This window comes from Phytobacter sp. (genome assembly GCF_059074235.1).
The window spans coordinates 351372-363477 of the sequence record NZ_JCACPZ010000004.1; the positions used below are offsets into that span (position 1 = coordinate 351372).

Genomic DNA, 12106 nt, shown 5'->3' on the forward strand with positions numbered 1-12106 from the left:
ATATCCGCCCTTACGCCGTTAGGTTGGTAACAGAATCTGAAACATCAATCTGCTGCAGAACATCGCACATTAGCGTTCACGATAAATCAGGGTGCGGGCAGAAAACCATGTTGCGTCAGCAGACGTTGATAGAGTGCCGTATTTTCTTCATCAAAACAGACGAAAATAGCATGTTTGATATGCGAGTGCGTTGCCAGGTAACCCCAAACACTGTTCACCGCAATTTCCGCCGCGGCAGGTTTCGGATAACCGTAAACCCCGGTGCTGATAGCCGGAAACGCAATGGTTTCATAGCCGTTGGCCTCTGCCAGTTTAAGGCTATTACGATAAGCATCTTCCAGCACCCGCGCTTCGTTTTCGTCTCCGCCACGCCATACCGGACCGACGGTGTGGATCACGGCTTTTATCGGCAAATTTCCCGCGGTGGTGATCACTGCCTGGCCCGGTGAACACTCCCCTTCCTGTTGACGGACTTTTTTACAGGCTTCAAGCAATGCCGGTCCCGCCGCACGGTGGATGGCACCGTCAACGCCTCCGCCACCGAGTAACGATGCATTGGCTGCATTTACAATGACATCAACCTTCAGGGTGGTGATATCACCCTGCATAACCTGCAATCGTGGTTGCATAGCGGTACCTCTGAGCAAACATATCTTTTTACAGTGTATCGCAGGCAGTGGGCAGAAGTATGAAAAAAGAGACGGTGTGCCCGGATGAGCACACCGGGAAACATGTCTCTAATTGTAAACGATATCGATAATGGCGAGCGTCCGTGCGGGATTCATATAATTTATTTTCATGGTCGCAACGTTCTGCACGCCTTGCGGTTCCTGCGACAATTTGCTCAACGCAATCGTTCGTGTTTTGACTTGTCCTTCTCTGTCACACGCCATCATTACATTGTGTGAGTCGACGTTCACATCACAAGGTGACTCAACAATCATTCCTTCGAAATGGATAATGCCCCCTGTTGCCGCCCCGGCAACACTGCTGGCTGAACCTGCCAGGAGCAATAAACAGGAGATAAAAAGCTTTCGCGAAGCTGACATATTGACCCCAGGAATATGTTGTTATGCAGGCAGTGCAAATAGCACCGTCCCGACCTCTGAGAAGTGCAGAGCGTCAGCTTTATGTATACATCATTTAAACAATTTTAACACAAAATTAACCACGCTATTTTGGTCTTTATTCATTCATTAAATGAATGACTTAGGTTCTGTTTTGCGGTGACCACTGCTGAGACAAATGTAATGAGTGTCCATCAGTAACAGTGACCGTGATATTGACGTTATCCTGAGGAGAAATGTTCATGCTCAAGCGCATCAAGGAAGTGGGTTGATTTGCCGTGAATTCGATGGTTTTACGTTGCTGCGTCCTGCTTTGTCCCCCCTCCCCTTCACGTGTCGCCAAAATTTGTACCTGGCAGACGCAATTTTCACTAAGCACGACCCGTGGTGTGATCGTGTACATCTCTCCCTGTTGGGCAGTATCGAACGTTATCTGGCTGGAAAGTGCAGCAAGCAATATTAAGGTGTGCATAGAACCTCCCAAAAAGAAACAGGGCCTGGGCCCTGTTTCTCCGAACATGCTGTTGGCTAGTACTGATTAGCCGTCGCGTTGTTGCCAAAACCAACCTGATGAACGAGGACGCTGGAATCAGACGCTGTCTGATTAACCAGAGCACCGTTATGGCTACCAAACTGGCTAACAGTGATCTCAGAGTTACGACTGTTCCACTGATCGATGGTTGCGCTGTTACGGGAGCCATTTTGTGACAGAGAGATTTCGCTGTTATCAGAACCCTGACCAACATCAGCACCGTTGCTGGAACCATGCTGGCGAATAGTGGTTTCTGAATTGCGTGCATCAGATTGCAGCGCCAGTGCAGAGTTGCCGCTACCGGTCTGGTAAATACTCAATTCTGAGTTCGGACCGCTGCCACCATGGCCATGACCATATTGAGGAACAACGCCTGCGAAAGCACTGGCTGAAACTACGAGAGCTGCTACAACTGCCACTTTGAAAAGTTTCATGGTAAAACCCCCATCGGATTGAATTTAACGTCACTCAGCGTCAGCGTTGAATAACGCGAATCGACATTTGCGACTGTCTCTGCACTACAACTGCTGTTTTTTGCGTACCATACTGCTCAATACTCGCTCTGTTACCCGAGCCTTTTTGGATAATCATCGCGGTATTGCCATAAGCCCCTTGCGTAATACTCGCATCGTTGGAGTTACCCGTCTGATCGATATAGGCAAGGTTATAAGAACCTGACTGGTCTATTCTTGCGGAATTTCTTCCCCCATCCTGGGAAATTGCCGACAATAACTTTGAACCTTCCTGGTTAATTAGAGCGTTATTATTAGTTCCGGTTTGACCGATAATGGCGGCCTTATTGTATGAGGCTGCGCTTAACTCATTTACCGCCAGGTTATATTCAGAACTGGCTAAATCATAACTTGCTGCGGCTGTAAATCCAGGCGCACCCAGCATTGCTAACACCATAAATAACAGCTTGTTTTTCATGTTGTCACCCTGGACCTGGTTTTTGATTTGTCGAGAGAACTTATTTACTTAATTTGTTTCGTTGCATTAACATCTGAAAAATTTGTTAACGCTGCGTTACGAAAATCAGTATGGTCAGGCAAGCAATTTAAATATCTAATCCGCCAGTTGTATTTTAAAAAATAATATTCACACCAAAGTATTACTCGAAAAGAGTTTAAAAAAACAATATAAAGAAGCATTTTTCATCTTCACAAAATGACACACCCCCTCAAGAACACAGCTGCACCCAGGGTTATCTGCGAGCAAGATATGAGAGCAAGTTTGCAATTTCTCGTTGACAGTTGGTCACATCCTCCCATTTTCTAAACGAAATTTGGACGACAGTTCGCTACAGGATATTTTCTATAACGCATAAAAAATACATCTTTAGAGAAAAAACAAAAACCATACATGACAACAAGTTATGTATTTTTGTATGATTTTTAAAATGTATGCACTCTCTTCTCTATGTACAACTTACGTATGAATAAAAAACCTTTTCAAAATACAGATGTCATAAATTAATATTGATTTTTACATTCGCTTACATGTTTAACACTTGATTTAAGATTGCCTGAGACTAGATTGAAATTAGCAGCACTCATGTATTTTTATTATTTCCCCCTTAGTGGGCTGAGCTTTTATTACTACACACAGCAAAACAACATCTGTCAGTACTTCTGGTTTCCCTTTATTTTCAGAGGGAAAGCGATAGATGTAATTAAAGCGGGGTTTCATCATGTTTAGTGAAGTCCAGAGTATGAATAATCAGGCATTATTGTTAATAACTAAACCTTCTTTGCAGGCAACAGCTCTGTTGCAGCATCTCAAGCACTCTTTGTCATTGACAGGAAAACTACATAACATTCAACGTTCTCTGGAAGATATCTCCAGTGGCAGCGTCGTTTTGTTTGACATGATGGAAGCAGACAAAAAGATGATTCACTACTGGCAGGATATTTTATCCCGTAGAAACAATGATCTAAAACTATTGTTAATGAACACGCCAGATGAATATCCCTTCCGTGAGATTGAAAACTGGCCTCATATCAATGGTGTATTTTATGTCTCGGAAGATGAAACCTGCATGGTAGAAGGATTGCAGGGGATCCAACGTGGTGAATGTTACTTTTCGCAAAAACTGGCCAGCTATTTAATTACCCACTCGGGTAATTATCGTTACAACAGCTCTGAATCAGCGTTGCTGACGCATCGGGAAAAAGAGATTTTAAATAAGTTGCGGATTGGCGCATCGAATATTGAAATCGCCCGTTCACTATTCATCAGCGAAAATACGGTAAAAACGCATCTTTATAATCTTTTCAAAAAGATAGCTGTTAAAAACCGTACTCAGGCCGTCTCCTGGGCTAACGATAACCTCAGGCGATAACGCCATGAAACGCTATCTGAATTATCTTGCGGCTGCGAGTTTCTACTTTGCCGCCGGGAATCTGCATGCCGTCGAAGTGGAGATCCCCGGATTATTAACCGATCATACCGTCTCTTCAATCGGTCACGATTTTTATCGTGCATTTAGTGATAAATGGGAAAGTACCTGGACAGGGAATTTGACCATTAATGAACGACCTAGTGCTCGCTGGGGAAGTTGGATAACGATTGCAGTTAATCAGAATGTCGTTTACCAAACTTTTCTATTCCCCACTAAACGCGATTTCGATAAAAACGTTGATCTCGCGTTAGCACAGACACAGGAAGCACTCGACAATCTTCAAATAAACCAGGCTCTGCTCAGTACGGGTGATTTGGCGAAAGACGAGTTCTAAAGCACGATAACTATTCCCGGAGGCAAACATGCGTATCGCATCTGCCGTAACTTTGTTAATGCTAATCGCACCACTAAGCTGGGCCGGTAATATGACCTTCCAGTTCCGTAATCCTAACTTTGGTGGCAACCCTAATAACGGTGCATTTTTATTAAACAGCGCCCAGGCACAAAACTCATATAAAGACCCAAGTTATAAAAACGACCTGGGAATACAATCTACATCCGCGTTAGATAATTTCACTCAGTCAATACAGTCACAAATTTTGGGTGGGTTATTAACTAATATTAATACGGGTAAACCGGGCCGAATGGTCACCAACGATTATATCGTTGATATTGCCAACCAGGATGGGCAACTGCAATTAAATGTGACCGACAGAAAAACAGGCAAAACCTCAACCATTCAGGTTTCGGGTTTGCAATCCGGTTCAACCAATTTTTAAGGCATCGCCATTACAGGACAATAATCATGCAGCGCTTATTACTTATTTTGGCCGTATGTTTATTAAGCGGATGCTTAACTGCGCCGCCGAAACAGGCCGCTAAACCTACTTTATTACCTCGGGCTCAGAGTTATCAGGATTTAACCCATCTGCCGTTACCTACTGGCAAGATTTTTGTGTCGGTATATAACATTCAGGATGAAACCGGGCAGTTTAAACCGTATCCGGCCAGTAACTTCTCGACCGCCGTACCGCAAAGTGCGACAGCCATGCTGGTTACAGCGCTCAAAGATTCACGCTGGTTCGTCCCTCTGGAACGTCAGGGACTGCAAAACCTGCTTAATGAGCGCAAGATCATTCGTGCTGCGCAAGAAAACGGTACCGTCGCCGTCAACAACCGCTTCCCGCTACAGTCTCTGACGGCGGCAAACGTGATGGTGGAAGGTTCAATCATTGGCTATGAAAGCAATGTGAAATCAGGCGGAGCCGGGGCACGTTACTTTGGTATCGGGGCCGATACGCAGTATCAACTCGACCAGATCGCCGTCAACCTGCGTGTGGTCAATGTGAGTACCGGGGAAATTCTCTCTTCGGTCAACACCAGCAAAACGATCCTGTCGTATGAAGTGCAGGCCGGGGTATTCCGCTTTGTCGACTTCCAGCGTCTGCTTGAAGGTGAAGTGGGTTATACGGCCAATGAACCGGTTATGCTCTGTCTGATGTCAGCTATCGAAACCGGCGTCATTCTGCTTATCAACGACGGTATCGATCGCGGATTGTGGGATCTGCAGAATAAAGCAGAAACCAAAAATGAAGTGTTAGTGAAATACCGCGAAATGACCGTGCCGCCGGAATCCTGATGGCACTGGATAGAAAAAAGCGTGTCGGCTTACGCCGTCACGCTTTTTTTTGTTGTTCTGCCAGCAATGCCGTCCGACGTGAAGCCAGCCACAGGCCACTATTTTTCATGGCAAAGCCAAACAGCAATCCGACCACCAGTGACGGAACCACCAGGCGCCAGTCACCTTGTCCGGCAAATGTCGCACATGCCCCAATAAAAGTACCCGGCACAAACGACAGCAGCAGACTTTTTGCCTGCACGCACATCAAAAATGCCACCAGTCCGGTAACAATGTAGCCGAAAATTTCCAGATGTGGCGCCAGTGCACTACCGTGAATGATCACCTGGGCCCAGGCCGCACCGCTTAGCAGCGTGCACAGAGAGATAAGCAGGCCCTTTACGCCACCCTGCGGGCAGGCAAAATAGGCTGTACAACCGAGAAAACCCGCCCAGCTAATCAGTCCGAGAGAGACAGCAACCCAGCCCCAAAGACCGGAGAGCAGACCTGTTGTTAATGCGATTGAGATAAGTACGTTCATGCTGCGCATCTTACCAGATGCGCCGCCGTCAGGTGTGACTTGTACCACAATAAATGCAACACAATTACCATCGTTACATTCTCATTGTGATTTACATCACATTTTACTCTTCTTCTGTTTCCTGCAATTCATCCCACATGGCGGAGAGTGCTTCACGGGTGAGCAGTGCCAGAGTGCGCCAGAATGGCGTCGTGGCATGGGCTTCCACTTTGCCCAGGAAGGTGCCGCACCACGGCAGCAGATAATCTGAGAATAGCGTTTCCAGCGCTTCACTTTCATCTTCCGCTGACTGATCTTCCAGCCATGACGCAGCGAGCAACAATGTGCCAAAGTGATCTGCCGGTGATTGTGTTAACGGCATCCCACGCGAAGCGAGGAAAGCATGGACTTCGGTTTCGGTCCCCCCTTCCACCCACGCGCTGCGGTAAGGTGATACGCGGCACTCATCGCCCACAAACAGCGCGTTGTAATCTGCGGCCAGCGTCTGGGCGTCACAGTTTTTTTGCAGGCGGGTCAGCAGTTCATCCTGCTCAAGCGGCCAGTTATCAGCCAGTTTACCTTCGCGGATCAACGTGTAGAGCGGGACCAGAAGCGGGTCCTGAGGCTGACGGTAAAAAAGCGAGCCAAGTACGCGGCAGAGGATGGAAAATTCGTTCATGCAAGGTTCCAGTAAATAACAGATTAAAGTTCGGCGAATTCGCTGATCGGCTCCATGCCGCGAGATTCAAGGAAAGAAAGTAATCGACGCGGTGATACGTTCAGAATGCGATCTTCGGGGAAATTGACATCGTCGAGCACCTTACGGCACTCCGCAAAATCACCCAGTGTAAAGGCAGTGTGAGAATCCGAACCCAGCGCCACCCAGCCCCCGGCATCACGCACGGCAGCAGCAATAGCACGGCAGTTGGCTTCACTCCCTTTGCGCGAATGAAGGAAAGAGGAGTTGTTGATCTCCAGCGCCACGTTGTATTTGGCTGCAGCTTCAGCAATCGCTTTAATATCAACCGGGTACTTAGGATTGCCCGGATGGCTGATAATGTGCGCAATACCACCAGCCATGGTGGCAATCATTGCCTGGGTGTTGGTCGCTTCATCCTGCGGGGCAAACACAGGCTCATGGAAACCAGCGATAATCAGATCAAGCGACGGTAACATCGGCCCACTGCAATCAATTTCGCCTTCGGTATTTTTAATATTGGCTTCAATACCACGCAAAATGCCAACACCGTCCACCAGACGTGGCCAGATGCGCATATTGACGAAATGCCAATAATGCGGCGCATCGGCCATGTCCGGGCCGTGATCGGTTATCGCAAAAAGCTTAATCCCTTTGCGCTTTGCTTCAGAAATATAGTCCTGGAGGGTGCTATAGGCGTGGGTGCTGGCGACGGTATGCATATGCAGGTCAACGGGATACATGAAACTCTCCTGTAGTTGTTTCCGCAAGGATAGCAGTTATCGTCGCCATTTTTAATGAAAACCCTGTGAACCTTCAGGCGTGATCAATAGCCCCGCGTTCTGTCGACCCGCCCATTCGCCTTTTCCCCCCGTTCCACTTGTCCAATCGTTTTGGCAATATAGGCAATGGCTTCGGCCGGACGTGTTACGGCTGCCACATGTGGGGTGATCGCCACATGCGGATGTGCCCAAAGCGAGTTGTCTGCTGGTAGAGGTTCCTGCTGGAACACATCCAGCATCGCGGCTTTGACTTTGCCGTTATCCAGCGCTTGCAGTAGATCCTGTTCGACCACATGTGCCCCGCGCGCGATGTTCATAACATAGCTATTGTCCGCAAGCTGGTTCAGCAAAGACCGGTTGATGATACCTACCGTCTCAGGTGTATTGGGAAGCAGATTGATCAATACCCGCGTGTCGCGCAGAAAATCCCCCATCTCTTCACTTCCCGCAAAGCTGGTTACGCCGGGGACAGTTTTCCGGGAGCGACTCCAGCAACGCAACGGGAATCCCCATTCACGCAGACTCTCAGCAACCTGCAGACCCAGTACTCCGGCCCCCAGAATGCCGACAGTGAAATCGTCGCGGTGATACTCTTCAAGCTCCTGCCATTTTGCCTGCTGTTTCAACGCCTGATAGTCATCAAAACGGCGGAACCAGTGTAAGACCTGGCTTACGGCATATTCCCGCATTTGCAGCCCCATCCCCGTATCCTCAAGACGAAATAGCGGGATCTGGTCAGATAACATCTCAGGGTGCGCTTTCAGCTTCGTCAAAATGGCATCCACACCGGCTCCGAGGCTGAAGACCCCTTTAAGCTCGCGTCCACGTAGCATTTCAACGGGAGGATGCCACACCAGCGCGTAATCAGCCGGTGCATCATCACCGGGGCCCCAGGCACGCACGTTTGCACCTGGTATCGCTTCACCCAGTTCACGTATCCAGTAATCACTGTCAAATGAGGGGTGGTAAAAGATAATCTCCATCTCTGCTCCCGTTATGCTCTGTTGTATCCCATGCTTTTATTCTTTGCTCGTCGATGTAATAAGGTCATCAGCACGCACCACAACATAGCAAATATCCTTGATAACACCGTGAAAAAACCGCACTGCCGAGAAAAAAATCAATTTCAGAACGTTTATGAAGCATGTTGTTTGAAGTTTGTCTAAACGCGCTGATTATTTAAAAAAGATGATTGACGGAAGTAGCGGATTTCCCTACATTAGCGCCCGTTCCGGTAACACAGGAACGACAAAACGGTGAGGTGTCCGAGTGGCTGAAGGAGCACGCCTGGAAAGTGTGTATACGGCAACGTATCGAGGGTTCGAACCCCTCTCTCACCGCCACATTTTAAGAAGAGCTCGCATGAAAATGCGGGCTTTTTTTTCGTCTGTCGTATGCCGCATTATTCGCAAGACCCACGGTTTCTTTCCTTTATAGAGTCCGTATTGCTCACGGCTTAAGCGAACAATCATCATTCCCCAAAATATGCTTGACCGTTTTCATGCAACTCCCTATAGTAGCGCCCCGTTGCCCCCCAGTGGGGTGACGGTAAAAAATGTGGTGAGGTGTCCGAGTGGCTGAAGGAGCACGCCTGGAAAGTGTGTATACGGCAACGTATCGGGGGTTCGAATCCCCCCCTCACCGCCATCATTTTAAGAAGAGCTCGCATGAAAATGCGGGCTTTTTTTTCGCATGTAGCATTTCACTGGGGGGATGAGAATCCCCGACCGGGGTTCGACAACGGGCGTCAGCCCGTTGGACAGACAGAAAACTGTCAATCTATATCAGGACTAGTCACTGAGCATTACCACAAAAAATAAAGCCCGGTTTCCCGGGCTTTATCAAATGGATTGTGGCAAGTCGATTAGTCGTACGCTTTAAGCGTTCTCTGGCAGAGTGCGGAGCGGACGCAGTCGTCTTTGGTGAAACGCACCACCCCTACCATCTCATCTTCCTCAAAACGTGCCAGCGCATCGCTCAGGCCAGATTTTACGCTGGCGGGCAAGTCGCACTGGGTAATGTCACCGTTGACGATGACCGTCACGTTCTCCCCGAGGCGCGTCAAAAACATCTTCATTTGCGCAGCGGTCACGTTCTGAGCCTCGTCAAGAATGACGACCGCATTTTCAAAGGTACGTCCACGCATATAGGCGAACGGCGCGATTTCCACCTTACCAATCTCTGGTCGCAGGCAGTATTGCATAAAGGACGCGCCCAAGCGTTTAACGAGGATGTCGTAAACGGGTCGGAAATAAGGCGCGAACTTCTCCGAAATATCACCGGGTAAGAAGCCGAGATCTTCGTCGGCTTGCAGGACCGGTCGGGTCACAATAATCCTGTCCACATCCTTATGAATCAGGGCTTCCGCCGCTTTCGCTGCGCTGATCCATGTTTTACCGCAACCTGCTTCACCGGTTGCGAATATCAGTTGCTTGGTCTCAATAGCATTCAGGTAGTGCGCCTGAGCCTCGTTCCGCGCAGCAATTGGGGAATTATCACGGCTGTCCCGCGCCATGCCAATTGCTTCTACGCCACTCATCTGCACAAGCGAGTTGATCGATTCTTCTTCACGCTGTTTATGGCTGCGTGAATCCCGTCTCAGCACACGTTTTGCTTCACGACGAACTTTGATCACTGCTTTTTGTCTTCCCATGGATAGCACCTTGAGTTGTTGGTTTACATCACACGCGTCGGTACTGACGCGATTATGCGCACGAACGTCTGAGGGTTGGCTTCCTTTTAAGCCTTGGCTTGCCTTTGAAATCGACATTGCAGCACGACAGCCATCATCGTCTGTCATGTCGGTGGAAAGAGGGGGTGTTACAGTTGAAGGAAAATTTGGGGCGAGGAGGTCGCTGCCGGAGTTGTCTTCTCCGAGCCGGGTCTTACGAGAATTTTTGTCGTTATGTCCAATGTAGGACCTGACCATTCGCGATCTCCATAGTGAAGGCTTTCACTCACTGCCGGGAACTACCGCTATTGTTTAAGTACACCAGAAGGCACCAAAAATGCAACATTATTTTTACTTAAACATAACGAAATTTAACGTTACCGTGATGCTTAAGAGTGTCTGCTATGAATATTACAGAAAAATAACAGATACTTTCTCATACGAAAAATTGATGGTTTGATGGCAGAAAAAGTGTGAACGGATGCAACAGATAAGAGAATATCCTGCCCGGATTCGGGCAGGAGAGGTTTCAGGCCTGAAGTAATCCTTGCCCAATATACTGCGTAGCGTCTTTCACACCCGGTAACACGAAGAAATACCCCCCGCCAATCGGCTTGATGTACTCCTCCAGCGCTTCGCCGTTGAGGCGCTGCTGGACGGTAAGAAACCCTTTCTCCAGGTCGTGCTGATAGCAGACAAACAACAGTCCCATATCGAGCTGGCCCGAGTTGGTCACGCCCAGGGAATAACTGTAGCCACGACGCATCATCAGGCTGGACTCAGTTTCTGCGGTACGTGGGTTGGCCAGACGAATATGGCTGTCCAGGGCAATCACGTCCCCATCCGGATCGCTGGCATAATCAGGCACGTCATGTTCGTTCTTACCGCCCAACGGCGCGCCCGAATGCTTATCGCGACCAAAAATGGTCTGCTGCTCTTTTAATGGTGTGCGATCCCAGAACTCGACGTGGAACTGGATAATACGCACGGCCTGATAACTGCCGCCCACGGCCCATGCCGGCTCGCCCTGCTCCGCTGTCACCCATACTACGTTGTCCATTAATGTGCTGTTACTGCTATCCGGGTTGGCCGTGCCATCTTTAAAGCCCAGCAAGTTGACCGGCGTCTCCTTGCCTTTACTGCGCGCGGCATGGTCAGAGATAAACCCTTCCCTTTTCCAGCGCACGCTGAGCAGATCCGGCGTGTGCTTGATAAGGTCACGCAGCGCATGGATGACCGTATCCTGCGTGTTGGCACAAATCTGCAGCAACAAGTCACCATGGCAAAGCGCGGCATCCAGCGAGTCATTCGGAAAGCGCACCATTTTTTGCAGCTTTTTGGGCATCTGTGCCGCCAGGCCAAAACGCGCATCAAAGAGCGTTGCACCCAGTGATACCGTAATAGTCAGGTTATCTGGCGCAATAAAGGGGCCTAGAATACCGGAATCCATCGGAGGCAAACGCGGGTTCGGCGTATCAGGAGCCGGACCGCCCGTCGTCAGAAATGCAATACGTTGGGTTAACAGGCGAAACAAGCGCTCTAAATCCGTCTTGTCTGCCGCCAGCACATCAAAAGCAACCAGCATCATCGACGCCTGTTGAGGCGTCAAAATCCCTGCCTGATGCACACCGTAAAACGGCTGTTTTTCCATGCGTGCATCGGGGGAAAGCGTGCCTGGCGCACTTTGCGGTTTGGCCGCGTGCGCCACCGGACATCCTCCGGCAAGGGCAAGCGCGCCTCCCAGCGCGCCCATACTTTTTAATAAACGACGCCGTGAAGGTTCTCCAACGACATCATTTTCTTTTTTATCATTCATGA

15 protein-coding genes and 2 tRNA genes are annotated in these 12106 nt (G+C 48.9%); 6 read left to right on the top strand and 11 right to left on the bottom strand.

Annotation, left to right across the window (positions count from 1 at the left end; all coding sequences use genetic code 11):
* Positions 1-86 precede the first annotated feature (86 nt).
* The 5 genes from ymdB to csgB all read right to left on the bottom strand — a co-directional run bounded on the left by ymdB (position 87) and on the right by csgB (position 2529).
* Positions 87-629, bottom strand: a complete 543-nt coding sequence (ymdB, locus tag AC5JPW_RS05720) for an O-acetyl-ADP-ribose deacetylase (RefSeq protein WP_494238803.1) — start codon at positions 627-629, stop codon at positions 87-89.
* 108 nt (positions 630-737) lie between these two features.
* Positions 738-1049, bottom strand: coding sequence for a YmdA family protein (locus tag AC5JPW_RS05725; RefSeq protein WP_494238804.1), 312 nt, complete (start codon positions 1047-1049; stop codon positions 738-740).
* 160 nt (positions 1050-1209) lie between these two features.
* Positions 1210-1539 (bottom strand): curli assembly chaperone CsgC, encoded by a 330-nt coding sequence (gene csgC, locus AC5JPW_RS05730; protein WP_494238806.1) that lies wholly within the window; start codon positions 1537-1539, stop codon positions 1210-1212.
* 56 nt (positions 1540-1595) lie between these two features.
* Positions 1596-2033 carry a curli major subunit CsgA gene (gene csgA, locus AC5JPW_RS05735; RefSeq protein WP_494238807.1) on the bottom strand — a complete coding sequence of 146 codons (438 nt, stop codon included), beginning with the start codon at positions 2031-2033 and terminating at the stop codon, positions 1596-1598.
* A 40-nt stretch (positions 2034-2073) separates the two neighbouring features.
* Positions 2074-2529, bottom strand: coding sequence for a curli minor subunit CsgB (gene csgB / locus AC5JPW_RS05740; protein ID WP_494238808.1), 456 nt, complete (start codon positions 2527-2529; stop codon positions 2074-2076).
* Positions 2530-3289: 760 nt separating this feature from the next.
* On the opposite strand from csgB, the gene csgD reads away from it, so the two are divergent.
* The 4 genes from csgD to csgG are packed head-to-tail and all read left to right on the top strand — an operon-like array spanning position 3290 to position 5639.
* Complete coding sequence (gene csgD / locus AC5JPW_RS05745) at positions 3290-3940, top strand: biofilm master transcriptional regulator CsgD (RefSeq protein WP_494238809.1); 651 nt, start codon at positions 3290-3292, stop codon at positions 3938-3940.
* Positions 3941-3944: 4 nt separating this feature from the next.
* Positions 3945-4334, top strand: a complete 390-nt coding sequence (gene csgE, locus AC5JPW_RS05750; RefSeq protein WP_494238810.1) for a curli production assembly/transport protein CsgE — start codon at positions 3945-3947, stop codon at positions 4332-4334.
* Positions 4335-4362: 28 nt separating this feature from the next.
* Positions 4363-4779: a curli production assembly/transport protein CsgF gene (csgF, locus tag AC5JPW_RS05755; RefSeq protein WP_494238812.1), complete on the top strand. Its 417-nt coding sequence runs from the start codon at positions 4363-4365 to the stop codon at positions 4777-4779.
* A gap of 26 nt (positions 4780-4805) precedes the next feature.
* Positions 4806-5639 (top strand): curli production assembly/transport protein CsgG, encoded by an 834-nt coding sequence (gene csgG, locus AC5JPW_RS05760; protein WP_494238813.1) that lies wholly within the window; start codon positions 4806-4808, stop codon positions 5637-5639.
* A 37-nt stretch (positions 5640-5676) separates the two neighbouring features.
* Here csgG and AC5JPW_RS05765 read toward each other — a convergent pair whose 3' ends face one another.
* The 4 genes from AC5JPW_RS05765 to ghrA all read right to left on the bottom strand — a co-directional run bounded on the left by AC5JPW_RS05765 (position 5677) and on the right by ghrA (position 8600).
* Entirely contained in the window at positions 5677-6159 is a 483-nt protein-coding gene (locus tag AC5JPW_RS05765; protein WP_494238814.1) for a DUF1097 domain-containing protein, read from the bottom strand.
* Positions 6160-6262: 103 nt separating this feature from the next.
* Positions 6263-6817 (bottom strand): TorD/DmsD family molecular chaperone, encoded by a 555-nt coding sequence (locus AC5JPW_RS05770; protein ID WP_494238815.1) that lies wholly within the window; start codon positions 6815-6817, stop codon positions 6263-6265.
* Between the two features lie 23 nt (positions 6818-6840).
* Positions 6841-7578, bottom strand: a complete 738-nt coding sequence (locus tag AC5JPW_RS05775) for a phosphatase (RefSeq protein WP_494238817.1) — start codon at positions 7576-7578, stop codon at positions 6841-6843.
* Between the two features lie 83 nt (positions 7579-7661).
* Positions 7662-8600, bottom strand: coding sequence for a glyoxylate/hydroxypyruvate reductase GhrA (ghrA, locus tag AC5JPW_RS05780; RefSeq protein ID WP_494238818.1), 939 nt, complete (start codon positions 8598-8600; stop codon positions 7662-7664).
* 272 nt (positions 8601-8872) lie between these two features.
* Between ghrA and AC5JPW_RS05785 the strand changes: the two genes are divergently transcribed.
* Positions 8873-8960 (top strand) — tRNA-Ser (locus AC5JPW_RS05785).
* A gap of 216 nt (positions 8961-9176) precedes the next feature.
* Positions 9177-9264, top strand: a tRNA-Ser gene (locus AC5JPW_RS05790).
* A gap of 217 nt (positions 9265-9481) precedes the next feature.
* On the opposite strand, the gene phoH is transcribed toward AC5JPW_RS05790, so the two are convergent.
* On the bottom strand, positions 9482-10270 hold the full coding sequence (phoH, locus tag AC5JPW_RS05795) for a phosphate starvation-inducible protein PhoH (RefSeq protein WP_494238820.1): 789 nt from the start codon (positions 10268-10270) through the stop codon (positions 9482-9484).
* A 547-nt stretch (positions 10271-10817) separates the two neighbouring features.
* Entirely contained in the window at positions 10818-12104 is a 1287-nt protein-coding gene (gene efeB / locus AC5JPW_RS05800) for an iron uptake transporter deferrochelatase/peroxidase subunit (protein WP_494238821.1), read from the bottom strand.
* Positions 12105-12106 lie beyond the last annotated feature (2 nt).

Coding starts and splice junctions, on each gene's coding strand:
- AC5JPW_RS05775 (WP_494238817.1), bottom strand. CDS start 7,578: ATGTATCCCGTTGACCTGCATATGCATACCGTCGCCAGCACCCACGCC.
- csgC (WP_494238806.1), bottom strand. CDS start 1,539: ATGCACACCTTAATATTGCTTGCTGCACTTTCCAGCCAGATAACGTTC.
- ymdB (WP_494238803.1), bottom strand. CDS start 629: ATGCAACCACGATTGCAGGTTATGCAGGGTGATATCACCACCCTGAAG.
- efeB (WP_494238821.1), bottom strand. CDS start 12,104: ATGAATGATAAAAAAGAAAATGATGTCGTTGGAGAACCTTCACGGCGT.
- csgE (WP_494238810.1), top strand. CDS start 3,945: ATGAAACGCTATCTGAATTATCTTGCGGCTGCGAGTTTCTACTTTGCC.
- AC5JPW_RS05770 (WP_494238815.1), bottom strand. CDS start 6,817: ATGAACGAATTTTCCATCCTCTGCCGCGTACTTGGCTCGCTTTTTTAC.
- AC5JPW_RS05725 (WP_494238804.1), bottom strand. CDS start 1,049: ATGTCAGCTTCGCGAAAGCTTTTTATCTCCTGTTTATTGCTCCTGGCA.
- csgB (WP_494238808.1), bottom strand. CDS start 2,529: ATGAAAAACAAGCTGTTATTTATGGTGTTAGCAATGCTGGGTGCGCCT.
- csgA (WP_494238807.1), bottom strand. CDS start 2,033: ATGAAACTTTTCAAAGTGGCAGTTGTAGCAGCTCTCGTAGTTTCAGCC.
- csgD (WP_494238809.1), top strand. CDS start 3,290: ATGTTTAGTGAAGTCCAGAGTATGAATAATCAGGCATTATTGTTAATA.
- phoH (WP_494238820.1), bottom strand. CDS start 10,270: ATGGGAAGACAAAAAGCAGTGATCAAAGTTCGTCGTGAAGCAAAACGT.
- AC5JPW_RS05765 (WP_494238814.1), bottom strand. CDS start 6,159: ATGAACGTACTTATCTCAATCGCATTAACAACAGGTCTGCTCTCCGGT.
- csgG (WP_494238813.1), top strand. CDS start 4,806: ATGCAGCGCTTATTACTTATTTTGGCCGTATGTTTATTAAGCGGATGC.
- ghrA (WP_494238818.1), bottom strand. CDS start 8,600: ATGGAGATTATCTTTTACCACCCCTCATTTGACAGTGATTACTGGATA.
- csgF (WP_494238812.1), top strand. CDS start 4,363: ATGCGTATCGCATCTGCCGTAACTTTGTTAATGCTAATCGCACCACTA.